Below are 15933 nucleotides of genomic sequence, written 5' to 3'. Positions count from 1 at the left end.
CTGAAAAACTGGCCTCTCAGGATAACAAATCTATATTTGATACAACCTTTTTGTTTAGCCTTTTTTCCATTTTATTCCACAGCCAACAGCTTTAGTTGATGCAATTGCAGGCTTTTTACCGATAGATAATTCGTTAACTGCATTTTTAACATACTCCACTTTTGTACTGTTTGCTTCTTCAGGATCGTTATCTATGGCACCAATGTACTCAACCACATTTCCTTTACCGGTTTTGTTCAGCACAAACACATGGGGTGTTCTGGTAGCGCCAAACTGTTTGGTTACCACATGGTCAGGATCTAACAGATAAGGGAAATTGAATTTCTTCTCTGAAGCCAGCGCTTGCATTTTTTGGAAACTTTCATCTGGAACGGCTCCAGCATCGTTTGGATTAATGGCCACAACAGGATAACCTTTTGCGGCATAAGTTGCATTTAAGGCCGAGATACGCTCCTGATAAGCTTTTGCCACTGGGCAGGTATTACAGGTGAAAATTACAATATAGCCCTTTGCATCCTTATAATCGGCCAAGGCAACCATTTTGTTATTTACGTTTTTCAGCGAGAAATCTTTTACTACATCGCCCACTTTATAACCTTCAGTCTGGGCAAATGCGACTCCTGAAATCAGCATAAAAGCCATTAAAATCAATCTTTTCATAACGATCTATTTAAAGTTTAACAAAGTATTTTTCAGTTCAGTTTCTGTAAATTCTTTTTCGTAAAAGCGTCTTGCTTTCTTGTTTACAAATAATGTAGCAGGAATAGCACCCGACCATTTTTTGTCTACCCGTTCAATATACGCTTGCTGATCGGGCTCGTTTAAAAGAAATACCTCAGCATTAATTTTATTGTTCAACACAAATGGAATCACTTCCTTTTGTAGTTTTGACTTGAAATCTAAACTCACTAAAAGCACCTTAACGGGCTTTTTTAAATTGGCTAAACGTAATTTCTCGAAATTCGGCAACTCAGCCACACATGGTAAACACCAGGTAGCCCAGAAATTGATTACATAAGTTGTATCTTTTCCATTGGCAATGCGTTTATCCAACTCATCCAGTTTGAGCAATGTTACCTGTGCTGTAGCACAATAAGTAATTAAAGATAAGCAGATTATGAAAAATATACGCATAAATGAATAACGAAATTTAATGGGGATTGTTTTATCATTGTTTGTCATCCTGAGCAAAGCGAAGAATCTTTTCTTCACTTTAAATTAAAGATTCTTCACTGCGTTCAGAATGACAGTAAGAAACTAATTCACCGATCCCAATTTAACCAATACACGTTGATAAGCTGGAAGTGTTAAATCATCAACAATTACGCCTCTGGTAGTGCTTGCGTGCACAAAAAAACCATTGTTGAGGTATACCCCTACATGATCTACATCGTTGCCGCCAAAAGAGAAAAATACCAGATCTCCTTCCTTTAAATTATCGATATTTTTACGCTTCACCACATTGGCTTGCTCGCGTGAAATACGCGGAAGTGTAACCCCATAAATTTCTTTCTCCAATAAAAAAGCAAAACCAGAACAATCGATACCGCCTTTATCTAAACCTCCAAAACGATATTTTACACCTGTCCAGTCGGTAATGAAACGATAAAGCGGTTTGCTTTGTAAATTTGCCATTGCATCTGCGGCTTTCGAAGCCTTTGTATCACTTTTAACAGTATACTTACGGGTACCGCATGAAGTTATAAGGATAGAGAGAACCAAAATTAAAGAAAAAGCATATTTAGTTTTTATCATAACTTTTAATTCCTTTGACTACACATTCATTTAGATATTTACAATACCAACATCTGTGTTCATCCTTTTTATCTGTGGTTAATGTCCTAATTCTTGATTAATCGTTGTATTTCGTCCAGTTTCAATAAAGCTTCAACAGGTGTTAATGCGTTTACATCCAAATTATTCAATGTATCGCGGATTTTAACCAGAACAGGATCATCGATGGCAAACATCTGTAGCTGATAAGCCTGGTTCTGCACTTTTTTAATGCTGTCTTTTATACTTTGCCCTTCTGTACGATCTATTTCCAGTTTTTTCAATATCTCATTCGCACGGCCAATTAGTTTTGTTGGCATACCGGCCATTTTCGCAACGTGTATACCAAAACTATGTTCGCTACCACCGGGAACGAGTTTCCGTAAAAAGATTACCTTATTGGTCATTTCTTTTACCGATACATTAAAGTTTTTAATGCGCGGCATGGTATTGGCCAATTCATTTAACTCATGGTAATGCGTAGCAAATAAGGTTTTTGGTCTGGCAGTTGGATGCTGATGCAAAAACTCGGCTATGGCCCAGGCGATTGAAATACCATCGTAGGTACTTGTTCCGCGCCCAATCTCATCGAGTAAGATTAAACTGTCGTCCGAAATGTTGTTCAGGATACTGGCCGTTTCATTCATTTCGACCATAAACGTACTTTCTCCTGAAGAAATATTATCAGATGCACCTACCCGGGTAAAAATCTTATCTACAATACCAACTTCAGCATCTTTAGCGGGAACAAAAGAACCCATTTGCGCCATCAGTACAATCAGTGCCGTTTGCCTTAAAATGGCCGACTTACCCGCCATGTTGGGGCCGGTAATCATAATAATCTGCTGACTTTCCGTGTCGAGATATACATCATTGGTAATGTATTCTTCTCCAACAGGCAGTTGTTTTTCAATTACCGGGTGACGGCCACCTTTAATATCAAGCACTTTATTCTCGGTAACTTTTGGCTTGTTATAATGGTTTTTAGCCGCTAACTGTGCGAAACACAATAAACAATCAAGCTGTGCAATTAAAAACGAATCGAGTTGGATCGGTTTGATGTAACTGGCTGTTTCGTACATCAGTTCGTTGTACAAACGGATTTCGATAGCCTGTATCTTCTCTTCCGCCCCCAAAATCTGATCTTCGTATTCTTTAAGCTCCGGTGTAATGTAACGTTCTGCATTTACCAGTGTTTGTTTACGGATCCAGCCCGCTGGTACTTTATCTTTATGGGTATGGGTAACTTCTAAATAATAGCCGAAAACATTATTAAAGGCAATTTTTAACGATGGGATACCCGTTGCTTCTGCTTCACGTTTTTGTATCTGAACCAGATAATCTTTACCACCAAAAGCAATTTTACGCAAGCGGTCTAAATCTTCATCAATTCCGTCTGCAATTACATTTCCTTTAATCAGCAAAGCTGGTGGTTCGGGCTGTAATTCCCTTTCAATTCTCTCCCTAATGGTCAAACACGGATTTAACTGATCTGCTATTTTAATCAGGAATGGATTTTTAGACTCGGCAGCTAGTTTTTTAACCGCCTCAATATGGTAAAGCGCACGTTTTAAAGCAACCAATTCTCTCGGACCAACACGTTGAAGGCCTACTTTAGAAATGAGTCTTTCTAAATCACCAATCTGTTTAATGTTATTTAAAAATTCGCCTTGTAATTCTTCATGTTTTACAAAATACTCCACCATTCCAAGTCGTTCCTGGATTGGCTTCAATTCTTTTAATGGCATAATGATCCACTTTTGCAACAAACGTGCGCCCATTGGCGTACAAGTATGATCCAGAATATCGAACAAGGTTACGGCATTGTCATTAGGCGAATTCACCAATTCGAGGTTACGGATGGTGAAACGGTCTAACCACATGTAACGGTCTTCCTCAATGCGGCCGATCGAGCTGATGTGCTGTAAATTACGATGCTCAGTTTCGCCCAAATAGTGTAGAATTACACCAGCAGCAACAATTCCGCTCTGCAAACGCTCAACACCAAAACCTTTTAACGAAGAAACTTCAAAGTGTTTCATCAGGGTTTCGTTCCCAAAATCAGTGGTAAAAGGCCATTCGTCTAAACCAAAAGTGTAAAAACGGTCGCCGAAGTGCTCTGTAAATGCCTGTCGTTTCGATTTCTGAAAAATAACTTCTGTTGGCTTAAAGCCTTGCAAAAGTTTGTCAATATAATCGCTGTTGCCCTGCGCAATTAAGAATTCACCTGTCGATATATCTAAAAATGAAACGCCCAGTTGTGTCTTATCAAAGAAAACACAGGCCAGGAAATTGTTCGATTTTTGGTTTACAATATTATCACCGTAAGCTACTCCAGGCGTAACCAATTCTGTTACACCACGTTTAACAATGGTTTTTGTGGTTTTAGGGTCTTCCAGCTGATCGCAAATGGCTACCCGTTGTCCTGCCCGCACCAGTTTGGATAAATAATTATCTAACGAGTGATGCGGAAAACCAGCCAGTTCTAAAGCACCGCCATTGGGTCCGGTACCTCTTCTGGTTAATACGATGCCTAATATCTGTGCCGTTTTAATGGCATCTTCGCCAAAGGTTTCATAAAAATCGCCAACCCTAAATAGTAAAAGTGCGCCCGGATACTTCGCTTTAATTGCGTTGTACTGCTGCATTAACGGGGTTTCTTTATTCGTGTCTTTAGCCAAAACTGAAATTAATTTACAAAAGCCATAAAGATAACACGAATAAGCATTTTACAGCTGTTTTGTTGAAAAGTTAAAAGATTGTTAGTTTGTTTAACCGCTTAAAAATTTAAATCTGCTATTTGGAAGGTATGCCAGTTAACCAGTTTATACAATTTAAACGATTCCCCACCATTTGAAAATTAAGGGTTCTGTACGTTTGGGGGGGGCTGTGGCCCTGCTTTTTGCTTGTAGTCCCTCTTTTCAATCGGGAGCTACCGCGTCAATCAGGTTTAGGTACCATGGTCTGTTTTAACCCTTTGCATCATAGTTTTCTTTCTTCAACAGTTAACCGTTTTATACAATTAAACAAGGGTTCTGTGCATTTCGGGTTGTGCAGGTCCTGTTATCCGCTTTAATCGTTACACTCGTGTTCGCTCCTAACAGATTTAGTTACAACGGTCTGTTTTAACCCTTTGCATCATAGTTTTCTTTCTTCAACAGTTAACCGATTTAAACAGTTTCAACAATTAACCATTATTCAAAAACGTTTCTCACAGTTGTGTGTTACATTAATATAAATTAATAACTAATATTTTTAATTATGACGATCCAATTGAATACCGACAAAAATTTAACCATACACCAAGAATACGACGAAAAAATCCAGACACAGTTAAATGAAGGTTTGAGCAGATACAGCGATCTAATTACGCGCTTAGAAGTTCATCTATCTGATGAAAACGGCAGTAAAGATGGCTTAGATGACAAAAGATGTTTATTAGAGGCCAGAATAACTGGAAAAGACCCTATAGCCGTTACCAATATGGGTAATACCTACGATTTGGCTATTACAGGTGCTTTAACAAAATTAAAAAGTACACTCGAAAAAGTGGCTGGAAAGATGAAAGCGCATTAAATTTATTTAGCGTGGGCGTCATTCCCGCGTAGGCGGGAACCACGCAGTGCTCAGCGAAGCTAATCTTAAAGCAGTCGTAGCAATGCATTAAGATTCCCAATCAGGTTGGGAATGACGATTTAATTTATATACTTACTTTTTTCAGTTCTTCAATATATCCCAAAAACAGATTTAAAGCTTTCTTTCTATCATCGGTAACATCAAATTGAAGTTTGTGGTACAGGTAATCTTCCAGGTCGAAATTCGGCACTTCAGGTAATTCCTGTAAAACTTCTTTTCTATGCGCTAAACCAAATTTTAAAGCGGCATTAAATTCAGCCTTAAATTCTTGTGAGACTTCTTTATTTGCTACCCAGGCAGCATACATAAAGGGTAATCCGGTAAAGTTTTTCCACTCCTCACCCATATCATAAGCGTAGGCAAAGTCTTCTTTTTTTCCAAAGGTTCTATCGCCTATTAAAACAAAAGCATCGGTTTTTGCAGCAGGATCTGTAGTAAACTCCACTTCTTTTTTCCAATGGAACTTAAGCAATACTTTGGCTAAATTGTTTGAGGTGCGCGAGTGGGTATCCAGTCTTACCGTTTTAATTTCATGGGCAGGAACTTCACTAAAAATGAATACAGAATTTACACTACCATCACTTCCAATACAATAATCGGCAACAATATTGGCATTTGGAACCAAGGGGATAGCTGCTACAGGCATTAAACCGATATCAACCTGACCGTTAATTACTTTAGCTGCGCAATCTGAAGGAATATCTAAACTTAAATCAATTTTATTTATAATGTCCGAATGTTCTAATCCGTATATAAAAGCTTTGGTATTGGTATAGGCAACGGCCGATATTTTAATCTTATTCAAGGTGTTATGTTTTGCGCTTCACGTTTGGCGTTAAGCGAATTATTCAATTACTAAACCGTCTAAATGAAGGGCACTGTTAAACTCAAGAACCGTAAATTTTCCATCTTCGAATCCCATTTTGTAAAGCACCGTATTTTGATGTGGAAACTCAGTCATTTCGCTCAGCGGTTTGCCTAACAATAAACACAAGAAAACGCGCATCGCTCTACCATGCATGCAAAGTAAAACTGTTTTTTCTTCAGGTCTGCTCATCAAAACTTCCATCGGCTGTTTTAAGCGTTCGTAAACATCCTGAACGCTCTCGCCACCCTCGAAATGTGCTGTATAATCACCATCCTGCCAGCTCTGCAGCATCTCACGGAATGCATCACGTGCATCTTCTGTATTCGGTTTTCCTTCCCAAACGCCCCAGGCCAATTCGTCTAAGCCCGAAAGTTTTTCCCAGGGTAATCCCAAATCAATAAACTTCTGGACGGTTTGCCAGGTACGTTTTAAATCCGAAGTATAAATCTTATCAAAAGGTACATTTTTATAGGTTTGGTAAAAAGCTTCTGCCTGCGCCCTACCTAAATCATTTAAGTCAGAATTTATACCTCTGCCCTGTACTATGCCTTGTCTGTTAAGTTCCGTTTCGCCGTGGCGTATAATGTATATTTCCTTCATCAATAATGATTGAATTTTGAATGATTGAGTTATTGATTGTTTAATTATTGAATGATTGAGTTTTGAATGATCAAATACCGAGTTGCCTATCACATTCACTCAATCTCTCATTCTTTCATTCGATTATTAATTAACAACGGGCAGCTTATAATATTGAGGTTTCTTTTCTTCTTCGAAAACGACGTGCTCGAAATCGGTAACCACATTATATAAAGTATCGCGTTCTATTGCTTTTCTGCCCACTTGTTTAATCAGATTCACCAGCTCTTTGGTGCTCATTGCGGGTGTTTGCTCTTCGGCTCCGGCCATTGAATATATTTTTGTGGTATCATCCAAGGTTCCGTCTATATCATCAACACCATAATTTAAGGATAACTGAGCTGTTTCACGACTGATCATTGCCCAATAGGCTTTAATATGATCGAAATTGTCCATGTAAATACGGGCGATGGCATAATTCCTTAAGTCTTCAATCACTGAAGTTTCAGGCACATTGCTCATCTGATTATGTTGATTTCTGAATTTTAGCGGAATAAAAGTCTGAAAACCACCTGTGCGATCCTGCAATTCACGTAATTTCTCCATATGATCTACCCGGTGCCAATATTTTTCGATATGACCATAAAGCATGGTCGCATTACTACGCATACCAAGTTTGTGCCATTCTTCGTGAATATCAAGCCATTGCTGACCAGTACATTTATCTTTAGCAATCTGCTCTCTGATTTCAGGGTGAAAAATCTCTGCCCCTCCACCTGGTATTGATTCTAGTCCGGCCTCTTTCATCAAACGCATACCCGTTGCGTAGTCGATTTTGGCTTTCTTAAAGATATAATGGTACTCCACAGGCGTTAATGCCTTCACGTGCAAATCAGGGCGGTGCTGTTTAATAGCGGTAAATAAAGCAGAATAAAAGGCCACATCGTATTGAGGAAGTACCCCACCTACAATATGCACTTCTGTTACAGGTTCGCCATCATATTTTTTAACGATATCGAGCATCTGCTCCATCGTTAAGGCCCAGCCTTCTTCTTTTTGTTTAATTAAACGGGAGTACGAGCAAAATTTGCAGTCGTAAACGCATAGATTGGTAGGTTCTAAATGGAAGTTCCGGTTGAAATAAGTTTTATCACCGTGTTTTTGTTCGCGGATAAAATTTGCCAGAACACCAAGGTAACCCAGTTCTGCATGTTCGTACAAATAAACGCCTTCATCAAAGGTAATACGTTCTCCATGAAGGACTTTGTGTGCTATGTTTTGTAATTCAGTTGATAAATTGGTATCAGCTAATATTTTTTCAACTTGCTCAGTTGTGTTCATTCCTGATTTATTTTGAACAAAAATACAATAATGAGGCGATTTGAAAATCATTTTCTTGTAACAAACCGCGATTTTTGAATGTTGTCCTTGATTATTAACCACAAATGAACACAGATAAATACAGATATTGATTGCTTTTTTAAGTGAGCTTAGCTGTAGGCGTTAATATTAGCCACGGAAACACGGAAGTCACGGAAAAATAACTGTCAAACTTCCGTATAAACTGATGTTACCCCGCTTGACGGCCAGATATGTAAGACAAAACCTGATTCTAATTTATATCTGTGTTATCTGTGGTTAAAACCTACTATAAAAGAGTCTAAGAAACTCCGTGTAAATCCGTGTTTCCGTGGCAATCCTAAAAGATGGCAAACAAAAAAAGCACCTCTTTTCAGAAGTGCTTTATATGTTTTTCACAGGTTGATATTTTTTAGCTAACTATCTTGCTGCAGGTACAAACGTTAAAACGATGTTTGCAGTTTTACCACCAAATTCAATCGGCGATTTCAAGATCATTTGTGTGCTGGAAAGATCAGTTAATACTAAACGGTAACCTTCTGTTACGTTTTTAGCTTTATCCCCTTCAAATATTTTCTTAAACTGAAAGGTTTGATCTTTAGGTGCTGCCGACCAGAAAATAGTCTGCATTACCGAACCACAAGCACTTGATGCTGGTAACGTGTAAGAACCATTACCGCTATTGGTTAAGTTCCATGTACTTCCCTGAAAACATTTGTAAGATTTCTCTCCAAATAAACCTTGAACAGCGCCATCAGGTAATCCTTCTAAAGCTACATTACTCACTACCCATTCGCGCACAACTGTACCTCTGCTACCTGTTACACCTGCAGTTACTCTTTTTGCAGTATTACAACTTTGTAACATTACTAAAGTAGAACATGCTATTGCGATAGCTATAAATAATCTTTTCATTTTTGTTTAATTTAATTTCGTCAAACTTGTTACATAAATCTTGCCAAAACCATTACGAACCTTAAATTAGCGCCAAATTATTAAATTGCATCACCATATCACTTCGATCAAAATCAATTATCATGAAACCCGAAACCCTTGCTATTCACGCTTCTAATCTTGTAAAAAGCATTACCGGCGATGTTACCCTACCTATTAATCTATCGACAACTTTTTTTCGCGACGAAGATGGAGGTTATCCCGGAGGGCATATGTATAGCAGGGTAAGCAATCCAAACCGGTCTGCTTTAGAAAACACTGTAGCCAAATTAGAATATGGCGAAGATGCTGCTGCTTTTTCTTCGGGCAATACCTGTGGTATGGTTTTGTTTCAGGCTTTGAAACCTGGCAGCCACATTATTGCGCCTGATGATATGTATTGGGGTATTAAAAAACAGCTTCTTACGATTTTTAACGATAGTTTGGAATTTGATTTTATTGATCAGACTGATTTAAATCTGATAAAATCGAGCATCAAACCTAACACCAAATTGATCTGGACCGAAACCCCATCCAATCCATTATTAAAGATTACCGATATCGAACAAATTGCCAAAATAGCTAAAGCTAAAAACATTACAATGGCCTGCGACAGCACCTTTGCTTCGCCTATTTTACAAAACCCGATTTTACTGGGTGCTGATATTGTGATGCATAGCAGTACCAAATACCTGGGTGGCCATAGCGATGTACTTGGCGGGATTCTGGTAACGGCGAAAAAAGATGAGTTGTGGGAGAAAATCAAAAACATTCAGCAAACGGGTGGAGCGGTGCCTTCTCCCTTTGATTGTTTTCTGTTAACCAGAAGCATTAAAACACTGGCTTATCGCATGAAAGGCCACTGTGAAAATGGAAAAATCATAGCCGACTATTTAAACAAACATCAGAATGTTGAAGCTGTTTTTTATCCGGGTTTGGAAAGTCACCCTCAGCACGAAATTGCAAAGAAACAAATGAAAGATTTTGGTGGAATGATGTCGTTCCTGGTTAAGGGAGATGTTGAAGCGGCTCACAAAGTGGCAAATAAGGTTCAGTTATTTGCACAAGCGACCAGTTTAGGAGGTGTAGAGAGTTTAATCGAACATCGTTATTCGGTAGAAGGCCCCGATAGTAAAACACCAAAAAATTTACTCCGTATTTCTGTAGGCTTAGAGCATGTAGACGATATTATAGCCGATTTGGCGCAGGCACTGGGTTAAAAAAATCGTCATTGCGAGAAGGCTTTTTCAGCCGACGAAGCAATCTTACAACGATCGCTACTATCGTGCGCTTTAAGATTGCTTCGTCGTTCCTTCTCGCAATGACGAATATTTGTTTTGAAATCTATTTCGGATTACAAATCGTAGTCAATTTAAGTGAATAATTTGCTTCTAATGGCTCATTTGTTTGTGCCAGACGTTGCGAACCTGTATTAGCCGGGCAGGCAATGTCACCAGCAGCATCATATATTAATTTTGTACCACCGGCTAATAATTCTTTAGGTACATAAACCTGTACCTTTGTAATCGAATAACCAGAAGGAAAATAACGCACATAATAACCATCAGGGTGTTTGGTCCAGATACCACTTGGCACATCGCTTCTTGGTGGCGCCATACCCGCTATAATTGCATATTTTTCCATATCGGCATAAGTATAATTTCCAGACGACACCAGTTGACGGATATTATTTTCTGCTTCAAAAACAGCTCTCACCCCTGACGGCAGCTGGTCTTTAGCCTTCTCCATTACATCGAAAGGCAAAACACCTAAAGCACCACCTTCTAATTGTGTAAGTTGTTTTGGCGTTAACAATTTAATGGCAGTTACTTTAACCTGTCCATTAAAATCAGCAAATTTTGTTCTTGCAATAATAGTCCATAATAATGCCTGAATATCGTGTTGATCTACATCAGGATGTTTCTCAGCGCTTTTCAGTATAGCAACCACAATTTCTTCTTTAGGGCCTAAAACGGGTGCAAACATGTAACCATCACCCTTTGATGGGGCGAAAGTTCCGGCTTTTAGACAATAACTTTTATTGGTCATTTCATAAAGCCCCTCGCAAAGCACAAAACCACCATCTGGATTTTTAGGCAGTAAATACAAGGGCTGGGCTTTTAAATTTAATGAATTAATAAAATCAGGCAGCTTTTCGCCCTCTCTATTTACGTCTTCAAAATTAGTGGTAATAGCAGCAGGTTGTTTTAAAAATTTGTCTACGCCTAAAGCTTTCGCGCCCTGGGCAGTGCCCACTTTTAATAATTTATCTTTTAAGCCTCCAAATTGAGCGTTTACATTATTTAAACCTGCGATAGTAAACAACAGGCCTAAACATAGGGATTTTGTATTTTTCATCATAATTAATTTAGATAGGTACCACAAACTTAGAATTTTAAGCGTTAATTCAGTATTAAAGTTTCAGATTGTCATTGCATCATAAAAATACGCAATTCATTTTCAGCGAGTTAATGTAATTTCAAAATTTTATTTTGTGGATTAAAATTAAATTCAGACATTTGGAATATTATTTGGCAGATAGCTAAATAAAAGTCAATCTTCACGGGTTGATTTATAAAGAAGTGGCGAGAGACTGGCTCGATGACCCACTGGCAACCCTCAGAAAGAGAAGGTGCCAATTCCTGACCGGATAACATGGTGTTATTTGGAGATATAAATTAGAACTGATGAAAACATTAAATCTTCAATCGCTAAGCGAGCCCAGTGCAAACCTTAAAAAGGTAGAACAAACTTCTATTTTTTTTATTAGTTGTGATATGCGTGCGTTTACTTGTATGTGCTGTTGCATACAGTAATTTAAAAATCTTCCTTTTTTGTTTCTTTCAAATTGGAAGGTCCCGGGAAACCGGGATACGCCCTGCTAGGTTTTAGGATGATCCTAATTCTGTTATCTAATCACATCAACTAAAAAATAGAAATTATGTCAACATCATATAAATTTGAAACTTTACAATTACACGCTGGTCAGGAAATAGATCCAACAACAGGCTCAAGGGCTGTTCCCATTTACCAAACCACTTCTTATGGATTTAAAAATGCCGAACATGGGGCTAACTTATTTGCATTAAAAGAGTTTGGCAATATCTACACCAGGATCATGAATCCTACCAACGATGTTTTCGAAAAACGTATTGCCGCTTTAGAAGGTGGTGTAGCTGCTTTGGCAGTCGCATCGGGGCAAGCCGCTCAATTTATAGCGTTAAATAACATATTGGAGGCTGGTGATAGCATCGTTTCTTCATCTCACATTTACGGAGGAACCTATAATCAATTCAAAGTAGCTTTTAAGCGCTTGGGTATTCATGTCGATTTTGCCAATCCAGATATACCTGAAGAATTTGAAAGCAAAATTACCGATAAAACCAAAGCAATCTTTTTGGAAACCATCGGTAATCCTGCATTTAGTGTGCCTGATTTCGAAAAAATTGCCGCAATTGCAAAAAAATACGATCTACCTTTAGTGGTCGACAATACTTTTGGCGCTGGGGGTTATTTGTTTAAACCATTGGAGCATGGCGCTAACATTGTTGTAGAATCTGCAACGAAATGGATCGGTGGCCATGGCACAAGTATTGGGGGCGTTATCGTTGACGGTGGAAATTACAACTGGGGCAATGGGAAATTCCCTCAATTCTCTGAGCCTTCAGAAGGTTATCATGGTTTGGTTTTCAGCGATGTTTTTGGTATCGGCGGACCATTTGGCAATATCCAGTTTATTATCCGTGCCCGTGTAGAAGGATTAAGAGATCTGGGACCTGCCCTATCGCCTTTCAATTCTTTTCTATTATTACAAGGATTGGAAACTTTATCACTCCGCGTTCAACGCCATGTAGATAATGCTCTAGAATTAGCAACCTGGTTAGAAAACCATCCATTAGTTAAAGAAGTTCAGTACCCTGGCTTAGCCAGCAGTAAATATAACAACCTGGCTAAAAAATATTTAAGCAATGGTTTTGGTGCGGTTTTATCTTTCGAATTGGCTGGAAGCAAAGAAAACGCAACACAGGTAATTGATAACTTAAAACTGGTATCGCACCTGGCCAATGTGGGTGATGCAAAAACGCTGATCATTCAGCCTTCTGCCACAACACACCAGCAATTGAGCGAAACAGAACAATTAGCTGCCGGTGTTAAACCGAACGCGCTGAGGGTTTCAGTAGGCATTGAGCATATTGATGATATCAAAGCCGATTTCGAACAGGCATTTGCAACCATTAATGCTACAGTTCCGGCAGAGAATTTACAAGCCTAAACCCCTTAGGGGCTTTTTAACAACAACAACATTACAAAATGCATAACAGTAAAAACGATAATGTAAAATCCACTTCAGGGAATTTTGCATCAACATATAGTTATAACAAACAGTTTAAATTAGAGAGCGGAAAAAAGATCCGTAACCTGCAAGTTGCTTATCAAACTTATGGCAAATTAAATGCGAATAAAGATAATGTGATTTGGGTTTGTCATGCACTTACCGCCAATGCTGATGTTTTTGAATGGTGGGAAGGTTTGTTCGGTGAAAATGCTTTGTTCAATCCTGAAGAGCATTATATCGTTTGCGCTAATGTTTTAGGCTCGCATTACGGTAGCACAAACCCATTAAGTACTAACCCCGTAACAGGCTTACCTTATTACCTTTCGTTTCCACAGTTTACCATCCGCGATTTAGTATCAGCACACCAATTATTGGCTTCGCATTTAGGCATTGATTATATTAAATTATTAATTGGAGGTTCTTTAGGCGGACAACAGGCTGTTGAGTGGAGCATTTCGGAGCCGAATAAAATCGAAAACCTGATCCTGATTGCCACTAATGCAACACATTCTCCATGGGGAATTGCATTTAACGAAAGTCAGCGTTTGGCCATTACTACCGATAGAACTTTTTATGCCAACCAGCCCAACGGTGGCAGCAAAGGTTTAAAAACAGCCCGTAGCATTGCACTTTTAAGTTATAGAACCTATAGTGCTTACGGCAGTACACAGGTAGAAAGCGTAAACGATAAAACCGACAATTTCAGATCCTCTTCTTATCAGAACTATCAGGGAGAAAAACTGATTAATCGCTTTAACGCTTACAGTTATTATTATTTAACCAAAGCCATGGACAGCCACAATGTTGGCCGTAACCGCAAAAGCATTTCTGATGCACTAAAATTAATTACGGCAAATACTTTGGTAATCGGGATAGAAAATGACGTTTTGTTTCCTTTATCGGAGCAAAAATACCTGGCCGATCATATCCTAGGCGCGGAATTTAGTGCCTTACACTCAGATTATGGTCACGATGGATTTTTAATCGAAACAGATGCCTTGACTAAGGTAATTGGAAACTTCATCAAGGAAAGCCGGAATAAAAAAATAATCAAACTACAGCATACCGCTTAGAAAGGTAGAAGGTAGAGGGTGTAAAGGTTGAAGGTGAAAAACCGGATACCATAATAAAATTTAAAATAAATCACAAAATAAGAACAGCTATATCGGTGTAATCCATTTATCTGTGTAATCACTTAAAAAAAATGAGTAAGAATTTAAAAATCGGTTTATTTGGTTTCGGTGTTGTAGGACAAGGTTTATTGGATATTATCCAAAGCCAGAACCTGAATCTGGAGATCATTAAAATTGCAATAAAAGACCCAAGAAAGAAGCGTACCCTTAATAAAGATCTGTTTACCACTGATCGCAACGAAATACTGAACAATACAGAGATCAATACAATTGTAGAATTAATTAATGATGCTGATGCTGCTTACGAAATTGTAACCACTGCATTAAAAAACGGTAAAAATGTAGTATCTGCCAATAAAAAAATGATCGCCACGCACTTAAAAGAGCTGGTAGATTTACAACAAGAACATGGTACTTCTTTATTGTACGAAGGAGCCGTTTGCGGCAGTATTCCAATTATCCGTAACCTGGAAGAGTATTACGACAATGAATTATTCCATGCTTTGAGTGGAATTTTTAATGGCTCATCTAATTACATTTTGTCGAAAATATTTAATGAGAACCAAAGTTACGACTCGGCTTTAAAAGAAGCACAAGATTTAGGTTTCGCAGAAACCGACCCGATTTTGGATGTGGGAGGCTACGATCCAAAATATAAACTGGCTATTGCTACAGCACACGCATATGGTTTATTTGTAAATCCAGATGCCATTTTAAACATTGGCATACAGAACCTTTCTAAGCACGACATTAAATATGCGCGTGAGAAAAACTTTAAAATTAAATTGGTTCCTACGGCACGTAAAGTGAATACAAAAGATATTGTAACTTATGTACTGCCAAAACTGGTAGCTAAAGATGATTTCCTTTACAACGTAGAAAATGAATACAATGCAGTTGCAGTTCAGGCGGCTTTTGCTGATAAACAGTTTTTCTATGGTAAAGGTGCTGGAGGCCACCCTACGGGTGCTGCTGTACTTTCTGATATTGCGGCCTTGCGTTACGATTACCGTTACGAGTACAAAAAATACCACTCAGAAAATGGTGTAAAACATACGGAAGAAATTTTATTGGAGATTTACCTGCGTTATGCAGATGAAGATCTGATTACACTGTTGGAATTTGACAACATCAGCGAACGTTATGCTGCAAACAGCTATAAATATGTGGTTGGAACAGTTAAGCTAGAAAGTTTAATTAAGAACCGCGACTTGCTTTTGGATGAATCTGTTTTTGTGGCTTACACAGGCAGACAGATATACAAACAGGAGCAATTGAGTGAAAATGTATTTGCCCAGGAATTGGCAAGCCTATAA

14 protein-coding genes and 1 riboswitch are annotated in these 15933 nt (G+C 38.5%); of the genes, 5 read left to right on the top strand and 9 right to left on the bottom strand.

All coding sequences use genetic code 11. From position 1 onward, the window contains the following. Window positions 1-54 precede the first annotated feature (54 nt). The 4 genes from LQ227_RS14655 to mutS form a co-directional block, all read right to left on the bottom strand. Window positions 55-660, bottom strand: a complete 606-nt coding sequence (locus tag LQ227_RS14655; RefSeq protein WP_230140764.1) for a thioredoxin family protein — start codon at window positions 658-660, stop codon at window positions 55-57. Window positions 661-666: 6 nt separating this feature from the next. Beyond that, window positions 667-1134, bottom strand: coding sequence for a TlpA disulfide reductase family protein (locus LQ227_RS14650; protein ID WP_230140762.1), 468 nt, complete (start codon window positions 1132-1134; stop codon window positions 667-669). 123 nt (window positions 1135-1257) lie between these two features. Next, window positions 1258-1755: a C40 family peptidase gene (locus LQ227_RS14645; RefSeq protein WP_230140760.1), complete on the bottom strand. Its 498-nt coding sequence runs from the start codon at window positions 1753-1755 to the stop codon at window positions 1258-1260. An 86-nt stretch (window positions 1756-1841) separates the two neighbouring features. Next, window positions 1842-4454, bottom strand: a complete 2613-nt coding sequence (gene mutS, locus LQ227_RS14640) for a DNA mismatch repair protein MutS (RefSeq protein WP_230149786.1) — start codon at window positions 4452-4454, stop codon at window positions 1842-1844. 580 nt (window positions 4455-5034) lie between these two features. Between mutS and LQ227_RS14635 the strand changes: the two genes are divergently transcribed. Beyond that, on the top strand, window positions 5035-5349 hold the full coding sequence (locus LQ227_RS14635; protein WP_057935301.1) for an HPF/RaiA family ribosome-associated protein: 315 nt from the start codon (window positions 5035-5037) through the stop codon (window positions 5347-5349). A gap of 124 nt (window positions 5350-5473) precedes the next feature. On the opposite strand, the gene LQ227_RS14630 is transcribed toward LQ227_RS14635, so the two are convergent. The 4 genes from LQ227_RS14630 to LQ227_RS14615 all read right to left on the bottom strand — a co-directional run bounded on the left by LQ227_RS14630 (window position 5474) and on the right by LQ227_RS14615 (window position 9130). Beyond that, the gene (locus LQ227_RS14630) at window positions 5474-6214 is read right to left on the bottom strand and encodes a menaquinone biosynthetic enzyme MqnA/MqnD family protein (RefSeq protein ID WP_230140756.1); all 741 of its coding nucleotides are present in this window, start codon (window positions 6212-6214) and stop codon (window positions 5474-5476) included. Window positions 6215-6253: 39 nt separating this feature from the next. Then, complete coding sequence (locus LQ227_RS14625; protein WP_230140755.1) at window positions 6254-6877, bottom strand: histidine phosphatase family protein; 624 nt, start codon at window positions 6875-6877, stop codon at window positions 6254-6256. A gap of 126 nt (window positions 6878-7003) precedes the next feature. Continuing rightward, on the bottom strand, window positions 7004-8197 hold the full coding sequence (mqnE, locus tag LQ227_RS14620; RefSeq protein WP_230140753.1) for an aminofutalosine synthase MqnE: 1194 nt from the start codon (window positions 8195-8197) through the stop codon (window positions 7004-7006). A gap of 438 nt (window positions 8198-8635) precedes the next feature. Then, window positions 8636-9130, bottom strand: coding sequence for a hypothetical protein (locus tag LQ227_RS14615; RefSeq protein WP_055907819.1), 495 nt, complete (start codon window positions 9128-9130; stop codon window positions 8636-8638). A gap of 122 nt (window positions 9131-9252) precedes the next feature. On the opposite strand from LQ227_RS14615, the gene LQ227_RS14610 reads away from it, so the two are divergent. Further along, window positions 9253-10368 (top strand): PLP-dependent aspartate aminotransferase family protein, encoded by a 1116-nt coding sequence (locus LQ227_RS14610; RefSeq protein ID WP_230140751.1) that lies wholly within the window; start codon window positions 9253-9255, stop codon window positions 10366-10368. 124 nt (window positions 10369-10492) lie between these two features. Here LQ227_RS14610 and LQ227_RS14605 read toward each other — a convergent pair whose 3' ends face one another. Further along, window positions 10493-11506: a hypothetical protein gene (locus LQ227_RS14605; RefSeq protein ID WP_230140748.1), complete on the bottom strand. Its 1014-nt coding sequence runs from the start codon at window positions 11504-11506 to the stop codon at window positions 10493-10495. Between the two features lie 211 nt (window positions 11507-11717). Further along, window positions 11718-11828: riboswitch (SAM riboswitch) on the top strand. Between the two features lie 261 nt (window positions 11829-12089). Here LQ227_RS14605 and LQ227_RS14600 point away from each other — a divergent pair. The 3 genes from LQ227_RS14600 (at window position 12090) to LQ227_RS14590 (ending at window position 15933) form a co-directional block, all read left to right on the top strand. Next, entirely contained in the window at window positions 12090-13421 is a 1332-nt protein-coding gene (locus LQ227_RS14600) for an O-acetylhomoserine aminocarboxypropyltransferase/cysteine synthase family protein (RefSeq protein ID WP_230149784.1), read from the top strand. Between the two features lie 38 nt (window positions 13422-13459). Continuing rightward, window positions 13460-14557: a homoserine O-acetyltransferase gene (metX, locus tag LQ227_RS14595; protein ID WP_230140737.1), complete on the top strand. Its 1098-nt coding sequence runs from the start codon at window positions 13460-13462 to the stop codon at window positions 14555-14557. Window positions 14558-14688: 131 nt separating this feature from the next. Beyond that, window positions 14689-15933: a homoserine dehydrogenase gene (locus LQ227_RS14590; RefSeq protein WP_230149782.1), complete on the top strand. Its 1245-nt coding sequence runs from the start codon at window positions 14689-14691 to the stop codon at window positions 15931-15933.

The organism is Pedobacter sp. Bi27 (assembly GCF_918698255.1).
Lineage (GTDB): Bacteria > Bacteroidota > Bacteroidia > Sphingobacteriales > Sphingobacteriaceae > Pedobacter.
Note: the sequence above shows the minus strand (reverse complement) of the source record. Positions and strands in the feature narration are given on the sequence as shown.

Excerpts from the sequence above, each read along its gene's own strand:
- LQ227_RS14655 (WP_230140764.1), bottom strand. The coding sequence starts at position 660 with ATGAAAAGATTGATTTTAATGGCTTTTATGCTGATTTCAGGAGTCGCA.
- LQ227_RS14650 (WP_230140762.1), bottom strand. The coding sequence starts at position 1,134 with ATGCGTATATTTTTCATAATCTGCTTATCTTTAATTACTTATTGTGCT.
- LQ227_RS14645 (WP_230140760.1), bottom strand. The coding sequence starts at position 1,755 with ATGATAAAAACTAAATATGCTTTTTCTTTAATTTTGGTTCTCTCTATC.
- LQ227_RS14635 (WP_057935301.1), top strand. The coding sequence starts at position 5,035 with ATGACGATCCAATTGAATACCGACAAAAATTTAACCATACACCAAGAA.
- LQ227_RS14625 (WP_230140755.1), bottom strand. The coding sequence starts at position 6,877 with ATGAAGGAAATATACATTATACGCCACGGCGAAACGGAACTTAACAGA.
- mqnE (WP_230140753.1), bottom strand. The coding sequence starts at position 8,197 with ATGAACACAACTGAGCAAGTTGAAAAAATATTAGCTGATACCAATTTA.
- LQ227_RS14615 (WP_055907819.1), bottom strand. The coding sequence starts at position 9,130 with ATGAAAAGATTATTTATAGCTATCGCAATAGCATGTTCTACTTTAGTA.
- LQ227_RS14610 (WP_230140751.1), top strand. The coding sequence starts at position 9,253 with ATGAAACCCGAAACCCTTGCTATTCACGCTTCTAATCTTGTAAAAAGC.
- LQ227_RS14605 (WP_230140748.1), bottom strand. The coding sequence starts at position 11,506 with ATGAAAAATACAAAATCCCTATGTTTAGGCCTGTTGTTTACTATCGCA.
- LQ227_RS14600 (WP_230149784.1), top strand. The coding sequence starts at position 12,090 with ATGTCAACATCATATAAATTTGAAACTTTACAATTACACGCTGGTCAG.
- metX (WP_230140737.1), top strand. The coding sequence starts at position 13,460 with ATGCATAACAGTAAAAACGATAATGTAAAATCCACTTCAGGGAATTTT.
- LQ227_RS14590 (WP_230149782.1), top strand. The coding sequence starts at position 14,689 with ATGAGTAAGAATTTAAAAATCGGTTTATTTGGTTTCGGTGTTGTAGGA.